The organism is Limosilactobacillus caviae (assembly GCF_014635905.1).
In the GTDB taxonomy this organism is placed as follows: Bacteria; Bacillota; Bacilli; order Lactobacillales; family Lactobacillaceae; genus Limosilactobacillus; species Limosilactobacillus caviae.
In genome coordinates, this window is sequence record NZ_BMDS01000001.1 from 106,307 (window position 1) to 128,427 (window position 22,121).

The 22,121-nt window shown below is 40.0% G+C and carries 11 protein-coding genes; 2 read left to right on the plus strand and 9 right to left on the minus strand.

Annotated features, from left to right (window positions below):
* Positions 1-52: 52 nt before the first annotated feature.
* The 8 genes from pgmB to cls form a co-directional block, all read right to left on the minus strand.
* Complete coding sequence (pgmB, locus tag IEU90_RS00245) at positions 53-715, minus strand: beta-phosphoglucomutase (RefSeq protein ID WP_153709469.1); 663 nt, start codon at positions 713-715, stop codon at positions 53-55.
* Positions 716-733: 18 nt separating this feature from the next.
* Positions 734-2,986, minus strand: coding sequence for a glycoside hydrolase family 65 protein (locus tag IEU90_RS00250; protein ID WP_153709468.1), 2,253 nt, complete (start codon positions 2,984-2,986; stop codon positions 734-736).
* A 92-nt stretch (positions 2,987-3,078) separates the two neighbouring features.
* The gene (locus IEU90_RS00255) at positions 3,079-4,428 is read right to left on the minus strand and encodes an SLC45 family MFS transporter (RefSeq protein WP_153709467.1); all 1,350 of its coding nucleotides are present in this window, start codon (positions 4,426-4,428) and stop codon (positions 3,079-3,081) included.
* A 296-nt stretch (positions 4,429-4,724) separates the two neighbouring features.
* Positions 4,725-5,903 (minus strand): acetyl-CoA C-acetyltransferase, encoded by a 1,179-nt coding sequence (locus IEU90_RS00260; RefSeq protein ID WP_153709466.1) that lies wholly within the window; start codon positions 5,901-5,903, stop codon positions 4,725-4,727.
* Positions 5,904-5,969: 66 nt separating this feature from the next.
* Complete coding sequence (locus tag IEU90_RS00265) at positions 5,970-6,905, minus strand: LacI family DNA-binding transcriptional regulator (RefSeq protein WP_153709465.1); 936 nt, start codon at positions 6,903-6,905, stop codon at positions 5,970-5,972.
* The gene (gene addA / locus IEU90_RS00270) at positions 6,906-11,078 is read right to left on the minus strand and encodes a helicase-exonuclease AddAB subunit AddA (protein WP_188357564.1); all 4,173 of its coding nucleotides are present in this window, start codon (positions 11,076-11,078) and stop codon (positions 6,906-6,908) included. It abuts the gene before it with no gap.
* Positions 11,078-14,857, minus strand: a complete 3,780-nt coding sequence (locus tag IEU90_RS00275) for a PD-(D/E)XK nuclease family protein (RefSeq protein ID WP_188357565.1) — start codon at positions 14,855-14,857, stop codon at positions 11,078-11,080. The genes addA and IEU90_RS00275 overlap by 1 nt, the downstream gene beginning before the upstream one ends.
* Positions 14,858-14,968: 111 nt before the next feature.
* The gene (gene cls, locus IEU90_RS00280; protein ID WP_153709462.1) at positions 14,969-16,432 is read right to left on the minus strand and encodes a cardiolipin synthase; all 1,464 of its coding nucleotides are present in this window, start codon (positions 16,430-16,432) and stop codon (positions 14,969-14,971) included.
* A 140-nt stretch (positions 16,433-16,572) separates the two neighbouring features.
* Between cls and IEU90_RS00285 the strand changes: the two genes are divergently transcribed.
* The gene (locus IEU90_RS00285; protein WP_153709461.1) at positions 16,573-17,157 is read left to right on the plus strand and encodes a GNAT family N-acetyltransferase; all 585 of its coding nucleotides are present in this window, start codon (positions 16,573-16,575) and stop codon (positions 17,155-17,157) included.
* 60 nt (positions 17,158-17,217) lie between these two features.
* On the opposite strand, the gene IEU90_RS00290 is transcribed toward IEU90_RS00285, so the two are convergent.
* The gene (locus IEU90_RS00290; RefSeq protein ID WP_188357566.1) at positions 17,218-20,127 is read right to left on the minus strand and encodes an HlyD family secretion protein; all 2,910 of its coding nucleotides are present in this window, start codon (positions 20,125-20,127) and stop codon (positions 17,218-17,220) included.
* A gap of 820 nt (positions 20,128-20,947) precedes the next feature.
* On the opposite strand from IEU90_RS00290, the gene menC reads away from it, so the two are divergent.
* The gene (gene menC / locus IEU90_RS00295; protein ID WP_188357567.1) at positions 20,948-22,051 is read left to right on the plus strand and encodes an o-succinylbenzoate synthase; all 1,104 of its coding nucleotides are present in this window, start codon (positions 20,948-20,950) and stop codon (positions 22,049-22,051) included.
* Positions 22,052-22,121 lie beyond the last annotated feature (70 nt).

The following is a 22,121-nucleotide window of genomic DNA, read 5'->3' on the forward strand; positions in this document are numbered from 1 at the left end:
CTAGATATTTCTAAGCGAACTTTTTATAAATTATTAGGAAAGCTAGATTTTACTAGTCCATTTGAGCCTTAACTGCAGCTAATGATACATCACCAGTCTTAGCGAACTTAACATCAGCATCCTTAAGGTCAGCCCCAAAGCCGATTGATAATTCGCCAGCACGGTTAATTGATTCAACACCAGCTTGGGCATCTTCTAAACCAGCTACTTGGTCAGCAGGAAGGTCCATCAACTTAGCAGCTTCTAAGTAAATTTCTGGATCTGGCTTACCATGGCTCAAGTTTGCTGGATTAACGATTCCTTCAAAGTAATCAGTTAATTGCAAGTACTTGAGAACCTTAGGAGCATTCTTAGAAGCAGAAGCCAATACAATATGGTAGCCATTAGCCTTTAATTCGTCTAAGAAATCTTTCATTCCTGGCAAAATATCAGCAGGCGTTAAAGTTTCAACTAACTTGATATAGTTATCATTCTTTTCGGTTGCCAAAGCTTCTTTTTCTTCTTGAGTGTAGTCATTTTCATGACCGCCAGCCTTTAAGATTAACTCTAATGAATCCATTCGGCTAACACCCTTTAATGCATCAGCTAATTCGGGAGTCCATTCAGTTCCCACCTTATCAGCTAGTTGGTGCCATGCTTGACCGTGAAAACGGGCAGTATCAGCAATAACACCATCAAGGTCAAATGCAAAACCCTTCAAATCTTCAAACTTCATCTCAAATGCCTCCAACAATTACTTTAATTCAAGCTTCTTGCCGTCAAGATCAATTGTGATTGGGTCACCTGATACTAAGTCAATCTTAGTACCGTGCTTATCAACCTTAACCTTCAAGATCCGACCACGGAACATTTGACGGAATTGGTATGAATCCCACTTCTTAGGAAGGAATGGTGCATAGTGTAATTCATCACCACGAACCCGCATACCAGCAAATCCTTGAACAATATCAAGCCAACTACCAGTCATTGAAGTGATGTGCAAACCATCAGAAGTATCATTGTTGTAGTTATCAAGGTCAAGACGTGCTGAACGTTCATATAATTCAACGGCTTTGTCTTCGTAACCAATATCAGCAGCAATGATTGAGTAAACTGAAGCTGAAAGACTTGATTCGTGAACAGTAAATTGTTCATAGAAGTCGAAGTTGTTCTTCTTTTGTTCCTTTGTAAAGTCATCAATGAAGTCCCAGAGACCTTGGATAACGTCACCTTGCTTTACGTATGGTGAACGTAAAATCCGATCCCATGACCAGTGTTGGTTAATTGGTAATTGGTCACTTGGAATATCAGCAACTGGCTTAAGATCTTTGTCCATGAAGCCATCGTTTTCTGGGAAGATATCACGTTCCTTATCGTATGGAAGGTACATGTTATCAACAATTGACTTCCATTGACGCTTTTCATCTTCAGAAACATTGAGCTTCTTAGCAACATCGCTGTCTACTTCATCCAAGATTTCTAGGGTGTACTTAAGAGTCCAGCGACAAAGCAAGTTAGTGTACCAGTCGTTGTTTACGTTGTTATCGTATTCATCAGGACCAGTTACCGCGTGAAGCATGTACTTGTTCTTACGTTGTGAGTAGTGTACCCGGTCAGCCCAGAAACGAGAAATTTCAGTAAGAACTTCTGCACCTTCATTAAGAACGTATGACTTGTCGCCAGTGTACTTAGTGTAAAGGTAGATGGCAAAAGCAATGTCCCCGTTACGGTGAATTTCTTCAAAAGTGATTTCCCATTCGTTGTGACATTCAATACCATTGAAAGTAACCATTGGGAATAATGCACCCTTCAAGTGTTGTTCCTTAGCGTTAACAAAAGCTCCGTCCAATTGCTTGTAACGGTACATTAATAAGTTACGTGCAATTTCTGGATTGGCAACACCAAGGTAAACAGGAATACAGTAAGCTTCAGTATCCCAGTAAGTAGCACCACCGTACTTTTCACCAGTGAACCCTTTAGGACTGATGTTAAGACGGTCATCGTTACCGTAGTAAGTTGAGAATAATTCAAAGAGGTTAAAGCGGATACCCTGTTGAGCACCTTCGTCCCCTTCAATTTCAACATCAGACTTAACCCAACGGTCTGCCCATTCGTTAATGTGTGGGGCAAGTAAGTCATCAAAGCTTTGCGTATCAAGTTTTGCGCTTAATTCGTCAAGGTTCTTTTCAATTTCTTCTTGAGTATCGTAGTCACGAGAAGTCATTACAATACTCCGCTTTTCAAAGTTAACTTCCTTACCAGCAGCTACAGTACCTTCAAAGGTGTTGTATGCGTGCTTTTCATCAGTACCATCACCAGCATGGTCAAGGTTTGTCTTTGAAGTAGTCTTCATTCCAACGATGAATTGTGGAGTACCGAAGTCGTTTTCCTTAGTCATGGAAGTCAATTCAGCATGTTCACCATTAGCGGACTTGCCTAAAACATTCCAGAATTGTTCATCGTAGTTAGCATCTTCATTGTATACGTCAGCATCAATCATGCTTGTGATTTCAACTTTAGCATCGCTGTTGCCGCGATTCTTAATGTGAAGACGTTGACCAACTAATTCTTTTTGAGTAGCACTAACGAAACGTTCGAAGTTGAAGTACATTTCAGTACCGCCAATTTCAACAGTAAATTCACGTTCTAAGACACCGCGCTTCATGTCAAGATCAAGCTTGAAGTCTTTTGGTGTTTGCTTAGCTAAATCTAGTTGTTCACCATTAACCTTAATGATTAATTTCATGAAGTTAACAGCATTGATCATCTTACCAAAGTACTTAGGATAACCAATCTTCCACCAACCAACACGAGTCTTGTCAGGGAACCAAACACCACCAAGGTAAACACCTTCCATGTGGTCACCGCTGTAACCTTCTTCAAAGAAGCCACGCATACCAAGGTTTTCATTGGCTAAACTAGTCATTGATTCTTGCAAACGCTTGTCTTGTGGATCCCACTTGTGAGTAGCTACATGCCAAGGGGCAATATCAAATGTACGTTTCATTAAAATCTCAATTCCTTTCGTCTGAAATAAAGGTAGTTTTCAACCCGCCTTTATTATAACTTAATTAATTTATTTATTTTATTAATAACTCTCTATTCAGCATAAGTTTCCTTGATTGTGGCAACGGAAATAGCACCGAGGGCCATAACGATACCAGCAAGGATAAACATGTGAACTTGTGAGTGACCAAATAATGGGAATAAAGCAAAACTCAATAATGAAGCAACAATCTGTGGTAAACAAATTGAACCGTTAAATAGTCCAAGATAAGTACCCATGTGCTTACCAGTCAACGCATTAGTAACAATGGTTAATGGGTAAGTGTTCATAGCAGCCCATGCAATACCTACAAGGGTGTATGAAACAATCAGTGTCCATTGGTCGTGAACAAAGAATACTGAAATAAATCCAAGAGCACCGAGAAGTAAACTACCACCATAACCAAGCTTGTGGTACTTGTTAGGCACCTTAGCTAAAACATATGACCAGATAACAGCCGCGATTGATTGAACAGCTGCAAGCACACCGTACCAGTTACCAGCAGCTTGGTAACCAGCAGATGTAGCATCAACAGTATTCCAAACGTTCTTTGCGATTGCCCCAGCTGAGTATGTCCAGAGGTATTGGAATGCAAACCAGCAGAAGAATTGAACAAGAGTAACCGTCCAGAATGCCTTTGGTGCATGTTTTAAGAGTGTGAACCAGTTTCCACCCTCTTTGTTATCATCTTCAGAAATACCATGGTACTTAGCATATGTTGCCGGATCATATTCGTGAACCCGGAAAACAGTAAATAAACTAGTAACAACTAACAATGCTGCTCCAACGTAGAAGGCAATGATAACTGAATCAGGAACAACACCCCGTTTAGCAGTGTTACGAACCCCGAACCATGCAGTTAAGATGAATGGGAAAACGGCAGCCAAAACGGCACCAGTGTTTGATAAGAAACTTTGAATCCCATATGCATAACTCTTTTGGTCATCATTAACCATATCACCAACCATCATCTTGAATGGCTGCATAGCCACGTTTGATGAAAGGTCAAGTAAAGCAACAGTAATTGCACCGAACCAAAGGGCAGCCAGTGAACCATACCCGAAACCGAAACTTCCTGAATTAGGAAGCAAAATCATAACAATAACAGCAACGATCATTCCCAATAGTAAGTATGGTAACCGCCGACCACCTAATTTAGGTGCCCATGTACGGTCTGAATAATAACCAATGATTGGTTGAACAATCAAACCAGCTAATGGTGGTAAGATGAAGAACCAGCCAAGGTTGTTAGGGTCGGCCCCAATAGTTTGGAAGATCCGACTCATTTGAGAACTCTGCAAAGTAAATGCTGTCTGAACACCAAGGAATCCAAAGTTGATCATCCAGATAGTACTCTTTGAGAGAGTTGGTAATCCAGCCCCAGCGGACTTTTCTTGACTCATTGCTAACAACTCCTTAACTTATAAAATAGTTCCAAAAGACACTTATTATTGTAAGCGCTTCATGTATTTTTGCAATATTAATGATATCAAATTTAAAATATTTGTGCAACCGATTGCACAACTTTTTTTAGAAAGAGTTATATTTTTTGCAATTTAAAGTTATTGCCATGAATAGGTCCAATCTTAAGCTTATATTAATTAATTATTTAAAATATATTCACTTAAATTAATAAAGAAGGTTAGTGATTGAAGCTTTCCTAATCACTAACCTTCTTAACTATTAATAATATTCATTATCACATTTTCTTAAGCAAAACGGCTTCACCCATTCCGCCGCCTACACAAAGAGAAGCGATTCCCAGCTCATGATTATCTTTGTGCATTTCGTTAATCATCGTAACGATTATTCGTGCGCCAGAGCAGCCAACGGGATGACCTAGAGCAAGCGCGCCACCCCAAGGATTTACAGCTGCTGGATCCAAGTGCAGCAAATCTTGACATGCAATCGCCTGCGTTGCAAATGCTTCATTAATTTCATAAGTTTCAACTTCATCTGCCGAAAGCTGCTGGTTTGCTAATAGTTTATTGATTGCATAATACGGACCTAGTCCCATTAGCGCTGGATCAAGTCCGACAATCGCCGATCCCTGCCATTCAGCAAGGGGCGTTAATCCAAGTCGTTCAATAGCTGTCGCAGATGCAAGAACTAGGGCTGCCCCACCGTCATTTATCCCTGATGCATTGCCTGCAGTAACACTTCCATCAGCCTTAAATACCGGTTTTAATTTACCAAGAGCTTCCACTGAAGTATCGGGACGGGGAGCCTCATCAGTTGTAACAGTGATTGTCGTTCGTTTTTGCTTAACTTCAACGGGAACAATTTCAGAATCAAAATACCCTGCTTTTTGTGCTTTGACAGCCCGCTGGTGACTTGTAAATGCAAATTCGTCCTGTTGTTGACGAGTAATTTGATATTTATCATTAATATTTTCAGCTGTAATCCCCATCGGATACCCGCCATAGACATCATTTAACGCATCACTTTGCATTGCATCAAGTAAGGTCCCGTTTCCGAACCGGTAGCCATTTCGAGCACGCGGAAGTACATATGGCGCTTGCGACATACTTTCCATCCCACCGGCAATTATTACCTGTGCTTGCCCAGCGCGAATTAAACTCGCTGCTAAGTCAACACTCGACATTCCTGATGCACAAACGTCATTGATCGTAATAGCCGGAACCTGCTCCCCTAAACCAGCTTTCATTGCGGCCTGCCGTGCTGGATTTTGTCCTGTACCGGCTTGAATAACATTCCCCATCAATACTTGATCAACGTCAGCTCCCGTAAGACCAGCCTTCTTAAGAGCGGCTTTAATTGAAATTGCCCCTAATTCAACTGCCGTTTTTGATGCTAACTGACCATTAAACTTACCGATTGGTGTCCGTTGAGCAGCAACAATGTAAACCTTCTCCATTAATGATTCCCTCCATTGCAAAAATAAGAGAGGACCCTGGCAATAAAATCCGTGGTCCTTTCTTAATTAATCATTTATTTTAAAATCAACAATTCGGCATTGTTCTCCAGGCTCGAAAAGTAATTCAACTGCCTGTTGACCTAATTTTCGCGGCTGTAAGTCAACCTTATCTTCCTGGTTCATTAACATCCCCATAAGCCGACTATTGTTAAAACAAATTGTTGGTAAGTTAAATTCTTGTAATTGCCTTACTAATCGTACCAGCAACAGGTCATCAGCACAAACGATTGAATCAATTTGCGGGTGTTGTTTAATAAAATCTTTAATAGCTGGTCCATCTTCTGTATAACGCCAACTAATTGCAGGCAGCTGATGATTCCGCATACTTTGCTGGTACCCATGATTACGGTCCTGTTCATACACCCAATCACTGGCGGACTGGAGAAATGCTGGACATTTAACCTGTTGATGATCCATTAAGTAATCAGTGGCTACTCTACCGGCGGCAATATTATCATTATCGACATACCGGTCCTCGCGATGATTGGGATGACCAATTACGACAAAATTAAGCTTTTTTTGTCGCAGGTACTCAGTAATCGGGTCATTTTTGGTAGTATAAAAGACCAGAAAATTGTGTACCTTTGATTGCTCAACCATTGATTTAACACTCTGCAAGAGGTCATCAGCTGTTGGCGCTATTGCTACAACCATTTCATAATGAATCGGCTTTAACGCCATGCTAATTCCCCGCATTAAATCAATATGGAATGGGTTGGCCGGAGCAGTATCACTAGTTACCGGGAATATAATACCAACCATATTAGACTCGCCCCTTGTTAGGTTTTGTGCATTGTAATTTGGTTGATAGCCTAACCTTTTTGCGATTTCTTCTATTCGTTGGCGAGTTTTTTCGCTAATTCGCGGATTATGGTTTAATGCCCGAGACGCAGTTGATACCGAAACACCAGCTTTTTGTGCAATATCCTTTATGGTAGCCAACTAATCACCTTCTTTTGTAAATAAAACGAATTCACTTAATTCTAACAGGTAGAGACCCATTTGGACAACTGGAATCCCTTCCATTAGGTTCAGGGCTTCTTTATAAAGCTCTAGCTGGCCGCGATACCGATCCTTAATTCGCGCTAAATCAAAGTCTCGATAATCCGAGTTAATATGATCTGTCTTGTAGTCAACAAGAATTATTCCTTCATTTGTTTTTAGGTACCCATCAATTATTCCGTGAATTAGAATTCGTTCGTCATCACTGGCATTCACTCCCTGAAACAGCTCGTGTCCATTCATAATCATTGAAAACGGAACTTCACGGTGGTAATCCATTGGGTGTTTCATGATTTGCCGGCCAACTATTGTTTGATAGAAAGATGCTATTCCTTCACGATTAATACGCGCGGCAACTAGCGGACTAATTAATTTTTCGGCAACTAATTGCTGAATTTCACGGTCAACAGCTTCCACATCGATTACTCCCTGATCAAGAGAAAGTTTTTGGAAAACAAGGTGGGTAGCTGTCCCGATTTCTGTTGCAGCCGGTGTTTGGTCATTTTGGCGAATAAAGGCAGGAACATCAAAATTATTATTTAGGTATATTCCCTGCGTTTTAACCTTTTGCTGTTGATCATAGTCCCAGCGAGCCATATCACGTGTGTCAGGATCTTCAAAAACCCGTTTAACATCCGTTACAGACTGATAAGCGGTTGTTTTTGTAGCAACACTATATGGATAACGGTAGCGCAAAATCTTTTCAATTTTTTGACTCGGAACTTCATTATCAGCTGTACCATTATTTGCGGTTACGATACTACTTGCATTTTCGCCGATTTTAGCTAATTCATCTGTAACATCGACAGCTGTATATGTCTTAGCAATAAAGTTAGGATCAGGCGCAAGACCCGCTATTTTGGTATCGGATAGTGAACTTTCTTCTAGAATTACATTACCACGACTTAAGCGTTGAGCATTAAACTCCGGATAACGAGCTAGGGCTAACCCAATCCAGTCCATAAATGAATTTGCATTTATCCGTGGCTGCGATCCAATGAGCAAATTCTTACTTTGGTAGGCTTTTTGCCATCGTTCCCATGATCCGGTCAGGCTTTGAGTACGCATCTCTTCGTTAAACGATCCGGTAATGATTAGGCGCTGCTCTGCCCGTGTTAATGCTACATAAAGAACTCGTAAATCTTCTGCACGTTCTCCACGCCGGACTTCTTCAATCACTGCTTGGCGCTGCGGGGTATCATAAACCACTCGCTGATCGTCCATGTAACGAATCCCAACCCCTGCTACGGCATCAACCACGGCATTTTCACGAGCCGCTCCCTTATTGAAACCATGAGTCGCATCGATTAAGAAGACAACCGGAAACTGAAGTCCTTTACTCCCATGAATAGTCATGACGTTGACAGTATTAGCAGTTAATTGTGTCGGCGCTACTCCTAGATCCTTATCATGTTCCTGCATCTTTTCAATAAAGCGGATAAATTGATAAAGACCCTTAAAACTGCTTTGCTCGTAAGAATGGGCTCGTTGATAAAGCGCGTGAAGATTTACCTGCCGTTGGTGACCGCCCGGCATTGCTCCCACATAATCAAGGTACCCTGTTTGGTCGTATATCTGCCAAATCAATTCAACAAGGGTTTGCTGTTGCGCCGTCTGACGGAAAGTCCGTAATAAATCCAGAAAATGATCTAGCTTTTCATACAGCTGGGTCGTTTGCTCCATTGTAAAAACGGACTGGTGGCGAAGAGCTTTACGCTGATAATTGCTCATAAATGATTTAAGAGCGGTGTAGTAATCAGCGGACCGATTTTGTAATCGAATAAAGGCAAGTTCTTGATTATTCAAACCAACAATTGGCGACCGCAAAACGGCGGCTAATGGAATATCCTGCTGTGGGTTATCAATCAATTTAAGGAGAGCCATCATTACTCGTACTTCAGTGGCCTGAAAGTAACTTTCAACATCATGAACCGTCAGCGGAATGTTAAGTTTATTAAATTCTTCCATTAATGCATTGTTAATTGATTTTGTCCGTTCCAATAACACTATGTCGCCATAATTAATCGGATGCATTTGCCCATCGTCTGGATGAAAAATCAATTCCTGGTTTTCCACCATTTGCTTAATCCGCAATCCAATCATGCGGAACTCACCCGCTAATTTATCATCTTCGTGGTCAAGACCATCTTTTTCCGAATCAGCCGCGTTTGCATCATATAGTAATACTTCAGTTGGTTGAACCGTGTTCTTATCGTTTTCTTCATAGTAAGTTGCGGCATATTTTAAATGCGCATCTTCATCATAGTCGATTTCGCCAACCTCTTTATCCATTAACTGTTCAAAGAGGATATTAGTAAAACTAGTTACATTAGTCATCGAACGGAAATTTTCGCCTAATACTATTGCTTCCCCATTTCCGCCATCACGATAATTCTGATATTTCCCGAGAAATAATGTTGGGTCTGCTTCCCGGAATCGGTAAATCGACTGCTTAACGTCCCCTACCATAAATAAATTCTTCCGATCAGCAGACGTTAGCTTCATCAGGATACTTTCCTGTAATCGGTTAGTATCCTGATATTCATCAATCATTATTTCCTGATAATGCTTTCGTAAGTCGTGCACCAACGCTTGCCAATTAGGCTGATCGTCTGGTGGAGTTAAAATGTCATATGCATAGTGTTCTAAATCACTAAATTCTAAGACATGGCGATTCAGCTTGGTTTGTTGATAACGTTGCCGAAATTCTATCGTAACGACGCTTAACTCGCGTAATAACGCTTGTGCCTGTTGCGAAAGCTGTCTGAATTGTTCTTCATCATAGGCAAAGAAGCGACTTGTTAACTGGTCAAACTGCTTTTTGATACCTGTTCGTGCATTTCCTAATGACTTGTACACTTCTTCAGCTACCTCATCATCCTTAGGTTTGCCGCCCATTCGCGCAAATTTAGCATTTACAAACAAGTCACGAATACTATTCCATGTTGGTGGTTCAAATAAGGCTAAAATCTCTTGGATCATTTGTTGATCTTTTTGTAATGAATCAACGGTCTTATCATCAAGCTGCGAGTCTGTTGCCCTTACTACCAGTTCAGCAAATGCATCCCGAAAAGCCGTTAAGTCAGCAACAATTTCTGCTTTTAGGCTAGATTTATCGTCCTTTCCCAAATATCCGCTAATAGTTTGCTCCCACTGACTTTTTAGCTGATTTCGTTGTTTTTGGATATTTTTAAATATATCTAAACGTGGATCATCCTTAGCGGGGCGTCCACGAAAACTACCAAATTTTTGTTGCGCCATTATCTGACAAATCTCACTAACATCGATGCCACTTAAAGCTGATAAGAGCTGGTTTATCAAGCCCCCATCACTTTTAAGGATTTCTTCCGCCTTAATAAGTTCATTATCAGCCGCCCGCGTCGCTAGTTCACGATAGTCTTGGATAAACTGTCTAAGCTTCTCCGTAACAAGCGGCTTTAACTGCTTCTGATAAAACGCAGATTGAAGGAGCGGTCCCTCACCCAAATCATAATTATCGGGTAATTTCCGCAGCCAGTTTTCAGGATCCGGCTGCGCATTTGCAATCTCATACAATCGTAAAACAAGATCATCTAATCCCTGATCATCACGATCACTGGAAAAATTAAGCACTAACTCGCTAAATGATGCCCGGTCGGCAGTCCTATCCTCAGCACTTTTATACAAGCCTTCACTGACTTCATGCCATACGTCTTCTTGAAGTAAAAGCCGTTCCGTATCATCGGTTAAAAGCCGAAATTGCGGGTCAAGATCAATTAAATAGTAATAGCGCTTTATTAGCTTTAGACAGAATGCATGAATTGTACTGATATCAGCAGCCGCAAGCCGGTTAATCTGACTACTCATCCGATCTCTTAAATCTTTTGAGTTAGATGGATCTTGAACAATTTTTTGTAAGGCTGCCCTGATCTTATCGCGCATATTTTTTGCTGCAGCATCTGTAAAGGTTACTAAAAGCATCCGATCAATACTTTGCCCCTCTTTAATCAATTCAATTGTCCGATTTACTAATACTGCCGTTTTCCCTGATCCCGCTGAAGCAGATACAAGAATATTTTCGCCTCGATCATTAATTGCTTTAGCTTGCGCAGGCGTTGGTTTAAATCCAGCCATTAATCCTTATCCTCCTCATCTTCTTGCATTATGTTATCAAACGCTTCTTTTGCTAAATTAGGGTTTAAGTCCCGATAATTTTGTTGGTCCAGCATATTATCAAATTGAAATACATCTAAGTAATCACTAAAGTCTAAGCCTGTTCGCCGACTACTCCCGGTCAACAATCGATATGGATTCAACCTTAACTCGCCGCTTAAGATCTGGTTTCCGGCATTAATCACCAGGTTCTTATTCATTTCTTGTAACCAGTCTAATTGTTGAGGCGTAACAAGTAATGCCTCTTTGTTAGCCTTGATTTTGCCATTTTTATACTCTTTCAGCGGATAGAGAAATGCTTGTTTATCTAGGCTCTTGTCCAGTTCACGCAACAATTGCGGATCATTTAATAGGATTCCTTTATATTGGTGTTCTTTTAATTTCAAATCCTCAAGTGAATTCTTCTTTAATTCTGCCGCCTTAATTGTTGGATTATTCAAGCGTAGATATAGCGCACCAGCAAGCCGTGGATTAACAGTTCCTAACTCACTTAAATTAGCTTGTAATCCATTGAGATACGTTAACAACTGAAGGGAAATTCCATAATAAGCAGATGTAAGGTCAAAAAGATGATTACTTGATTTGTAATCAACAACAGTTAGAAAATCACGATCCCCTTGCTTAAGGTTATCTATTCGGTCAATCCGGCCCCGCAGATAAATCTGATAGTTATCCTTCAATGGATAGTTGAGCGATCCAAGATTAGCCGGTTGATGATTGCCGATTCGACCAAATTGAACCTCAGTCTTATACGGCTGTGACCCTGTATATTCAGCTTGTCGACAAAGAGTAATTAACATTGTCTTAACAATTGACGTTAACTGTTGGTACTGAAACTGTGCTTGGGCTGAAGAAGTTATTAACCGTAGTAATGTCGGTTGGTTTTCCTGAGCTGCAACTAGCGCATGGTCAATTAGCTGATCGCGTTGATTTTGATTAGTTTTTTTTGCCAATTCTGCAAACGACAATCCGTGTTCTCGAATTGTTGTTACAAAACTCTCCATTGCTTTGTGGAAAAATGTACCTATTCGGTCAGTCGATAATGTTAGTTCATCTCGTTTTTGAAGTCGTAAACCATATTTAAGGAAGTATTCATATTGATTGATGTAAAAATCTTGTAATTGTGAAATCGAAGCATATAATACTTGCCCTTCCTTACTTTCGGGAGAAGTTCGTAAATAAAGCGCCTGAGCCAATTTATTTCCCAGGGAATCAACCTTATTTTGATAATGAAAACCTGCAGCTACTAGCGCTAGTCGGCGTCCTAAAGCAATCCCTTCAGCTTGAATCCGCGCATCCAAATTTGCCTGCCATTCTTTAGCTAACCCAACTAATGTTTCTGCAACTTTCTGCCATCCTGCTGGCATAACCGGCTGATGATCAACTCCGACGCCTTGTTCGTCACGAACTTGGCGGCTAACTTCAACCAAACGATTAATCGTCGCTAATGGAGCACTAACAAAGGCAGGAGCGTTTTCTTGACCTTCCTTACTGATAACAAGCGGATATTCATGACACGGCTGACCAAAGTAACGTGCCATATCACGCATATACGGAGATACCCCTAACTCTTTATCATCGCTGTCCGTATGCGGTGCTGAAAAGATTAGCCGTTCCTTTGCGTTCATAAAACCAGTATAGTGCACAAATGGTTCATCAATTAATTGGTCAATTGCAGTCCCCGGCAAATATTGAAAATCTTCATCTAAGTAAGCACTCAAAATATCTTTATCTTGATCTGTTAGTAAACTGTCACTTTCTTGCATCTCGGGCATAACATCATCTGTTGACCCGATCATAAACACTACTTTTCGATTTTGGCTCTGCACAATTCCAGTTTCGGAAATTACCACTTGGTCAAGAGTCGCTGGAATTTGTGAGTACTGGGCGGCTGCAAATCCAGACTGTAACAATTCACTAAAGTTAGCTAATATTTCATTGTTATTATCACGGATTTCCCGCTTTCCCAGAATCTCAACGTACTCCTGCAAAATTTGACAAAAGGTTTCCCAGACCTGTTGTGGTTGGCGCGCAAGATTTAAATCTCGATTACTTTGGTACTTTTGCCAAGCATATAAGCGTTCAGTAACGCCCATCTCACTCAAAAATTGGTATAAGATTGTCGCAACATCTTGTCCTGTTTGGGCTTGCTTAAAGCGATTAAATAGCGGAATAATTTGCTGAGAAACAAAATCTTTTACTAACGATAACTGATCATTTAGCCGTTTTAACCGCGATTGAGCATACTTGGGGTCATCAGGGTTAGTTCCCGGTGCCTGCCATAATTGTTTGATCTTTTCCGGATCATTAGTTGTCCATGCGCTTTTTCCTTCAATAGCCTGCTTTAGGCACCAATTTTCAGTCGCAAAAACAGCAGCTTGAAACTCACTGACACTCATTAGGTCACCAGTACTAGCCCGTGGAACTAATAACCATGTTTTTAATAGTTGGATAATATCTGCTGTTCGATAACCCCGTTGTGGAAGTTCAAGCAACGTTGTCAACACCGTTACGAGCGGATGATTATCCATTAATCGTTCATGATCATTGAATATTGGGATTTTATGGGCAGCAAAAACCGGTTCAATCATTGTTTGGTACCCAGCAAGATGGCGACTAAGAATTAGGAAATCACGGTAACGATATTTTCCACTAGTCACTAATTGATGGATTTGAGTCGCAACATTATTTAATTCGGTCATCCGATTAGTCGTTAACATAAATTGAACATTTTGCCCATGAACAAGCTGTTGTCTTTCATCAGGACTAATGGGTTCATTTGCATACCGCCTAAAGTAAGTATCAACATTTTGTAAATCGGCATTTACACGAGGCGTGGTTGCAAAAGCTACATTTTGAAGTACCTTTACTTCTTTAGCGTGGGCTTGGGCAAATTTCCAAAGGCGGTGAAATTGCATAGCTGATGTGTAAAAAAGGTTATTTTTTGCCGGCAGTTCACTTGAATTAGGATGATTTTGGTCTGGATAACCACGATCAAGCGTTAAGGAAATTGTTGTTGATGCCGCATTCGTGATTAATGCTTCCACTACTTGTTGTTCATTCGCGGTAAATTGAGCAAATCGATCAATAAAAAAGTGCATTTTTGCGGTGTTGGGTGATTTTTGTAAATAAGCGACTAATTGCCGATATAGTTCACTATTACCGATAAAACGATCCCGCAACTGCTCTTCATACGCATGGTAAATGATCTCCACATCATGCATTTTAGCAAGCCAGGCCTGATTTGCCGCTGGGTCGTTTGCTAACTTCACCCGGGAAATAATATCGCTTAGATCATCAGCGGTAATATTGGCATTTTTTAACTCTTCAAGCTGTGCTGTCATCTTTTGAATAAAACCCGGCTGCTTGACTTCACTTGCATATAAGTGCAAATCATTCGCGCGTTCTTGGACAACTTGCGAAGTCAGCATTGCCATTCCAATCTTCGAGAGCCGTTGTTTTTGAAACGCAGGTGTATCTCGTAATAAATACCAAGCCAATCGACTAAATGAAAGAACTTGAACTCGTGAAGAAGCAAAACGGTCACTACCTGTTAGGCCTTGCCGATTTCGTAGACCAGCTAAAACATTAATTTCCGTTTCAAACTTAATATGATTCGGTACTAAATAATAAAAGGTATCTTCCGCCGGTGCAGTCTTTATCTGATCAACTAATTGGTCAATCAGCACTTGTTGATGGTCCATCGCTGCCGTTCCTAAAACAAATCCCAGTGTTCCCATAATCCTAGTCCTTTCTATCGCTTAAATTGCTTCTATTATTTTATCATAAAAGCGAACGTATATTCTCTATATTAAAAAAAAGAGTAGTAAGGATTTTCCTTCTACTCCCCTTTATAAAATTGGCGAAAGCAACCTTGAAATAGTTTGTTTAATCCTTAACCAGCGCGGTTGATTAGCAAACATTTCAGGTGTAATTACGCGACTATTTCGAATGTCATTAACAAATATCATTTCTAACTCATCAACAGTATCCTGACTGTAGATAAAGGCGTTAACTTCAAAGTTTAATTTAAAACTACGAAAATCAAGGTTTGCTGAGCCAACTGAGGCCATTCGACCATCAATCATCATTGTCTTAGCATGTAAGAACCCCTGCTGATAGTAATAGATAGTAACACCATGGTTAGCAAGGTCACGAGCATAATACTGGGTTGCCCGATAAACAAAAGCATGGTCAGGCATTGACGGAATCATTATCCGTACATCGATTCCAGAATGAGCTGCCACCCGCAATGCATCAAGAATACTATCGTCAGGAATGAGGTAAGGTGTTTGAATCCAAATGTGATCCTGGGCCGCGTTAATCAGTCGCAAATACCCCATTTTAATTTTTTCTAACGGCGCTTCAGGACCACTAGCAACTGTTTGCAACGCAACATTTCCGTGAACCTTAATTGGCCGAAAGTAAGGATGGTAGTGAAAGATCTTGTCTTCATCCTTTTTCATTGAGGCGTTCCAATCACCAATAAACCGTCGCTGGAGGCCATATACCCCGCCACCAATAATCCGTAAATGAGTATCACGCCACGGGCCAAATTTAGGAACCCGTCCTAGATACTGGTCACCAATGTTAAAACCGCCAATATAGCCAATTTCTCCATCGATAACAACAATTTTACGGTGGTCACGATAGTTTATCCGAAAATCAAAAAAGTTACTGCGAGACATCAAAAATGGTGCCGCATAACCGCCCACTTCACGAAGATGATCATAAAAGCTAGGCCAAACGCCCATTGACCCCCACGAATCATAAAGGACCCGCACTTCAACGCCTTCAGCTGCTTTCTGTTCTAACAATGTCCGTAGCTCGTTACCAATCTCATCATTGTATATTGTATAGAATTCAACATGAATGCTCTTTTTCGCAGCTGCAATATCATCAAACAATTTCTTAAACAAAGCATTCCCTTCAGTAAAAATGCTGACGTTATTATGGCGAGTCAAAAATGAAGCATCGATACTTTGAAAAAGCATAATTGTTCGCCGATAGATTTGAACGGTTTGATCTTTGGGTTTCGGCATATTGATAAATTGCTGTTTTTGTTCTTCCAAAGCCTGTCGTAGTTTCAATTGCGTTTGTGATTTAATTCGCTCCAATTGTTTATGAGGTAGTTTACGTCCAAAAAACGCATATAAAATAAAACCAAAGCCGGGTATCAGCGTTAGCACTAATAACCACGCCCACGTCGCCGCAATATCACGCTTTTCACGAAAGACGGTATATATTGCAGCAATTTCATTTACGAGAATAACCAGTAGCAAACTCCACATAATAATTGTCCATGTTATTGCCATTGCTTATCCCCCATTCATATCATTGCTTTTCATTCTAACGCAAACTCTTATTTTCTGAAATATAATCTTAATTAATTTTCTAACCTGATCACTAATTGCTGTACAATAGAAACATTATTTAAGCAGAGGAGGTCACTAAATTGGCAGAATTATATTTACGACGTACACAAGTTCAAGACTTAGATGCAGTCATGCAAATAATTGATAGCGCAAAAGCATTTTTAAAGCAAAATAACAGTCCTCAGTGGCAAGACGGATACCCAAATCGCGAAGTTTTTGCTAAAGATGTTGCAATGCAAACTAACTGGGTCTTAGTTAACGGAGATAATATTACCGCAACAGCCACCTTACAACTAACACCTGAGCCAACCTATCAAGTAATTACCCATGGTCAGTGGAGTCAGCCTAACGAACCTTATGCCACAATTCATCGTGTTGCTATAAGTGATGCATACCGTGGACAGGGTTTGAGCAGGCTCCTCTTTTCAAATCTTCTTACAGTTGGTCTAATGCAAGGAATTAAAAACTTTCGGATTGATACTCATAAAAGCAATAAAGCAATGCAGCACATCATTAAAAGTTTTAATTTCCAAAAGCGAGGAATTATTATGGTTAATGAGAAAAATGATCCAGAACGATTAGCCTATGAATTAAATATTGGATCTCACCATAAGTTCACGCGAATCAATAACAACTTTATGCAACCACTTATTGATAACCTTTAAACTCAAAAAAGAGATTGGTGAAAGTTCCAATCTCTTTTTTATTTATTTTACCGTTTTGGATTAGTTGTGGCGCTTCTTTGAGCTGTAAGTGATACCAAGGGTACCGAGTAATGCAGTGGCGGCTAAAGCAACAATTGACATAGAAGATTGATTTACTTTTTGTGATGATTCACTCTTCTTAGCAACAGTTACATCAGCCTTTGTAGCTGACTTCTTACTGTTATCCGTCTTAGTGGCTTTATTAGCGGTAACAGCAACTGGCATTTGAGCACCATTATTTGTTGCAAAAGTTCCATTATTAGTAGTTGCAGTAACTGCAGCTGTTTGTGATACAACTGGTGCTTGAACTGCATTACCATTAACAGCGTTTCCAGTAACTGTTGCAACAACCGGAGCAGGAGCTACTGGTGTTTGAGTAGCTGTCCGTACAATTGATGGAGCTGAAACAGTTTGAACACGACCAGCGTTTTGTGCTTGAGTACGGTTAGTGGCTGCTGGGAATGCAACAGTAGCAACCTTACTGTTATTAGCTACTGGTGTTGAAGGAAGAATAACTTTATTATCGCCTAAACGAACTTCACTAGCCTTCTTAGCTGCTTCATTTTGTTGAATTGTAGCTAATCGAACATTAAATTCTTCTTCAAGCTTATCGTAAGCAGCCTTGTTTTCAGCTTTCAATGCATTAAGTACTTCATTACCATGAGCAACAACTGCTTGGTGTTGTGCTTGTAATTGTTGAATTTGTGGTTCGATACTTGGTACTAATTCTGCAACCTTGGCAGCAAGTTTTTCATTTTCAGTTGTCTTTGCATTAGCAATCTTAGCATCGCGATCAGCAGCAAACTTTTGAGCAGCTACTTGATCAGCCTTTACTAAGCTTTGGTAAGCATTATCTAATTGAGCCTTGTAAGCTTGAAGATCAACAGCGCCATTAGCCTTAAGAGCATCATCACGAACGCTAGCAGCCTTAGCAACAGCAGCATCGTAATTAGCCTTTACTTGTGCCTTAGCACCATTGTATTGTTGTTCAAGCTTAGCTAAGTTAGCTTGGTGTGTACCAGCTAAACCATCCAGAGCCTTTTGTGCTTGAGCCTTAACATTAGCTAAGTTCTGTTGTTCATTAGCAGTAGCTTTTTGAATATCTTCAGCACTTGGTGTAACTGTCTTTGTACCTGCTACTTTGTCAACGTGGTGTTGAGCTGACTTGATAGCATTCAATTGTGCGTCAACAGTTGAAGTACCCCAAATATTGCGGTTCAGAACTTCCTTAGTGGCGTTAACCTCATGATTAATGTTAAATCCAGTGTGATCAAACGTTACAGCATATGAAGGATTACTACGATCAGAAACCCCTGAACCATCCTTGATGGCCATTTCGTCAGTTAGCTTTTGGAAGCCAATTCCAACGGCACGAACACCAGCACGAAGAAGGTTGTTTGCGTGTCCACCAATATGGGTTGGATTTACTAATTCACCATAGTACATACCTTGCATTGAATTGAAGAGATTAATAGCATAATTAAGAAGTGTAGGTGTACCAGCTTGCATAGTAGTTAAGTTTTCATTAGTGTCACTGTAAACTATCTTGCCACTAAATTCGCTTGCTAAACTATTGTATAAGTTGCCAGTTACGTTATTGATAATACTGCTATATGTAGCATCTTTAGGCATACCGCTTTGTTGAATAGTATGACTGTTATTATCAACATTGTACTTTGCCCGGTTAGCAGCTACTTGATCAGCAATCTTGTCAGTAAGATCAGTACTTACTAAGTCAAGTGGAGCAACATTTGCAAAGCCATTATTCTTGTTTACTGCGTTATAAAATTCACGATAGTTTTGGAAAACATTGTTACGGAAACCATTTTCCCATGAAAGAGCTAATGCCCGTAATACTTGAATTTGGTTAGCTGTTAATCCATTTGCAGAAACTTTTTCAGAGTGATCATTATTAGCATCATAGCTTAATAGACCTGGTTGGAAGTCTAATGGCATTTCTGAAATATCATGTGGAGTTGATTCGGCAGCCTGATTTGTAATAATTGAACTATCTGGGTATTCGCCATAATAAGTGTTAGCAAATTCAGGATGAGTATAGGCAGATACAGGAATACCATCATTATATCCACGAACTTCTAGGTGAATTCCATAGTTCTTTACGTAATCAGGTACTTCAACATTGAGTTGTGGCTTAGTAACACGACCATTAACAACTACATTATTAGTTGTTGCTACATCATAAGACTTGCTAGCATTAGCAGTTGCGGTAGCAAGAGAAGCTTCCGCATTCTTGATGTTTTCTGCGTTGGTAGCTTGTTGAGCGGAAACCTTACCTTGGTAAGCATTGTTTTCCTTAGCAACAGCTGTGTTGTAATCATCTGTAGCAGCTTGGTTTTGGCTTGTTTGAGCGCTGGCTGCTTCATTTACTGATTTCTGGTATTGTGCTTCAATATCAGAAACAACTTGTTGATTTGCAGCAGCTTGACTAACAGCTTGTGCGTACCGTTGGTCATTTGCTGCACGTTGAGTGGCTTCGTTTTGTTGTTGTGCGCTGATTTGTTGTTGATATTCAGCATTAGCAGCTGAAGTTTGTGCTTCAATGGAAGCGGCAGTTGAAGCTTGTGCCTGTGCAATAGCACCAGCTTGTTGTTGTTCTAAGGCAGCATGACTAGCTTTTAATTGATCAATTTGTGCATTGGTCTGTGCGAGATCCGCAGCATTTGATTGCTCGTTAGCCGTGGCTTGTTGAGCTTCTTTACTATCATTAGCTGATTGCAATTGTGCGAGTTGCTGTTCAGCTGTTGCCTTAACTTGATCGTAAGTAACTTGGTTAGTACTTACTTGTGCATTATTTTGACTATCATCGGCGTGTGCATTCGTCGTTGTAGTGGTGGTAACGACACCTGCAGTTAAGATTGCCCCCGCAACCAAAGCTGTTGAACGCCAATTATTTGTATTCGAATTTCTCATTTTAATAAACCCCCGTTTATGAAAAAATATTCAAAAGAAAATAAATTATTCATGCAAGGTTTATTGCTTAACGACTTAACAGTTCCTACTATATCAAGGTTTTCAGGGATTACAAGCGCTCGAATTTTTCAAACGATCGTTTTTGCATTTTGACTATTCACCTGTTAAGTATCCATACTTATAAGCTAAATTGCTGTTCATTAATCGCATGAACAAATTTTTGTTTATAGCAAAAATCCCGTCATTTCAATGTTTGTAAACTAATTACACGATTAGTGAAATAAAGTTATTGGAAAACCAAATTCTTGTTTCCTAAATAACATTTAGAATCAAAAAAAAGTTTAAAAACTTTAAAACCGTTCCAGTGATAATTATAGGTTACTAAATCACCTTTTATTTACTGCTAAAAGTACCTAAAAATCACCAAATTTTGATTTTACACTTCTTTGTTTTTGTCTTATATAAAGACATTTGACGGTTAAAGCAACAGTTATTCCTACTGAACTTTTTATAATTTTAGCTCATTATTTAACAAGTGGTAACCTCACAAAGTCTTGATATATCGGCATTTACCCAACTTACAATTCATAAGAACCTATCAATTGAATTGTCTTCCACCAAATGAATAAATGTGCTGATAAGTCAACGCTAGATTTAAGCTGATTTTTGCTTCATTTTCGCCTATTTTTGATGATTTTTGAGCATTTTACGGTTAAAAATCAGCGCTTATTTTCGTTCGTTTTATGCATATTATCATTTACAATTCTGCCTATTTACCCCAAACTAAAAGCAAAAGACTATATTAAGGAGTTGACTTTAAATGAGAGTCACGTCTGCAAGTCTCTATAAGATTAATTTACCCCTCCAATCAATTTTTAGGACCAGTTTTGGTCAAATAAAAACAAAGGACTTCATCCTGGTTGCTCTTCAAGACGAGGACGGTTTCACTGGTTACGGCGAATGTTCCGCATTTAGTGTCCCTTTTTATACTGAGGAATTCAGGGATAGTGCCTACCTCTTGCTAAAAGATGTTCTTATTCCGACATTACTCAATCAAGAAATCACTACACCTGTACAATTAACCAAGGCCTTCCGTACAATTAAAAGAAATAATATGGCTAAAGCTGCTATTGATACTGCAATGTGGGACCTGTATGCCAAAAGAAAACACCAATCACTCGCAAAAGTAATCGGTGGCAATAAAAAAGAAGTATTAGCAGGCATTAGTATCGGAATCCAACCCTCACCTGCAATATTAGTGCAAAAGGTTCAGCAAGCAGTTAAAGCCGGTTACCAGCGAGTCAAGGTTAAAATCAAGCCAGAAGCCGACTATCAATATCTCAAAGCAGTCCGAAATGCATTTCCACAGCTCATGTTAATGGCCGATGCTAATTCTGCCTATCAATTAAAGGACGCTGACCGCCTAAAACAACTTGATGAACTAGGGTTACTAATGATCGAGCAACCATTAGAAAGCGATGACCTGCTCCATCACGCACGCTTACAACAACAGCTAACTACCCCTATTTGCTTAGATGAAAGTATTAATAGTCTCGCTGATGCGCAAGCAATGTACCAACTCGGCAGTGGACAAATAATTAACATTAAAGTTAGTAAGGTTGGCGGCTTGACCAATGCAAAAGAGATTCAGGCATTTGCGCAAAACTATCATATAGATTGTTGGTGCGGGGGAATGCTCGGCTCTGGAGTTGCTCGAGCTGCTGATATTGCTGCCGCCTCACTCCCCGGCTATACCCTTCCAAATGATATTTCCGCCTCCCAGCGTTACTTTGCTCATGATATTATCAACCCCCTAATTAGCTTAAACAATGGGAGATTAAAAGTCCCCGTTTCTCCCGGTCTTGGGTTCAATTTAGATTGGAATACCATTCATCGCTATACTATAGAAGAAAACAAACTTTAAACGACAAAAAAGCACAAACTAACCCCTTTGAGTTAATTTGTGCTTTTCTAGTTACTATTAAGAAGGAAAA

Coding starts and splice junctions, on each gene's coding strand:
- pgmB (WP_153709469.1), bottom strand. CDS start 715: ATGAAGTTTGAAGATTTGAAGGGTTTTGCATTTGACCTTGATGGTGTT.
- IEU90_RS00250 (WP_153709468.1), bottom strand. CDS start 2,986: ATGAAACGTACATTTGATATTGCCCCTTGGCATGTAGCTACTCACAAG.
- IEU90_RS00255 (WP_153709467.1), bottom strand. CDS start 4,428: ATGAGTCAAGAAAAGTCCGCTGGGGCTGGATTACCAACTCTCTCAAAG.
- IEU90_RS00260 (WP_153709466.1), bottom strand. CDS start 5,903: ATGGAGAAGGTTTACATTGTTGCTGCTCAACGGACACCAATCGGTAAG.
- addA (WP_188357564.1), bottom strand. CDS start 11,078: ATGGCTGGATTTAAACCAACGCCTGCGCAAGCTAAAGCAATTAATGAT.
- IEU90_RS00275 (WP_188357565.1), bottom strand. CDS start 14,857: ATGGGAACACTGGGATTTGTTTTAGGAACGGCAGCGATGGACCATCAA.
- cls (WP_153709462.1), bottom strand. CDS start 16,432: ATGGCAATAACATGGACAATTATTATGTGGAGTTTGCTACTGGTTATT.
- IEU90_RS00290 (WP_188357566.1), bottom strand. CDS start 20,127: ATGAGAAATTCGAATACAAATAATTGGCGTTCAACAGCTTTGGTTGCG.
- menC (WP_188357567.1), top strand. CDS start 20,948: ATGAGAGTCACGTCTGCAAGTCTCTATAAGATTAATTTACCCCTCCAA.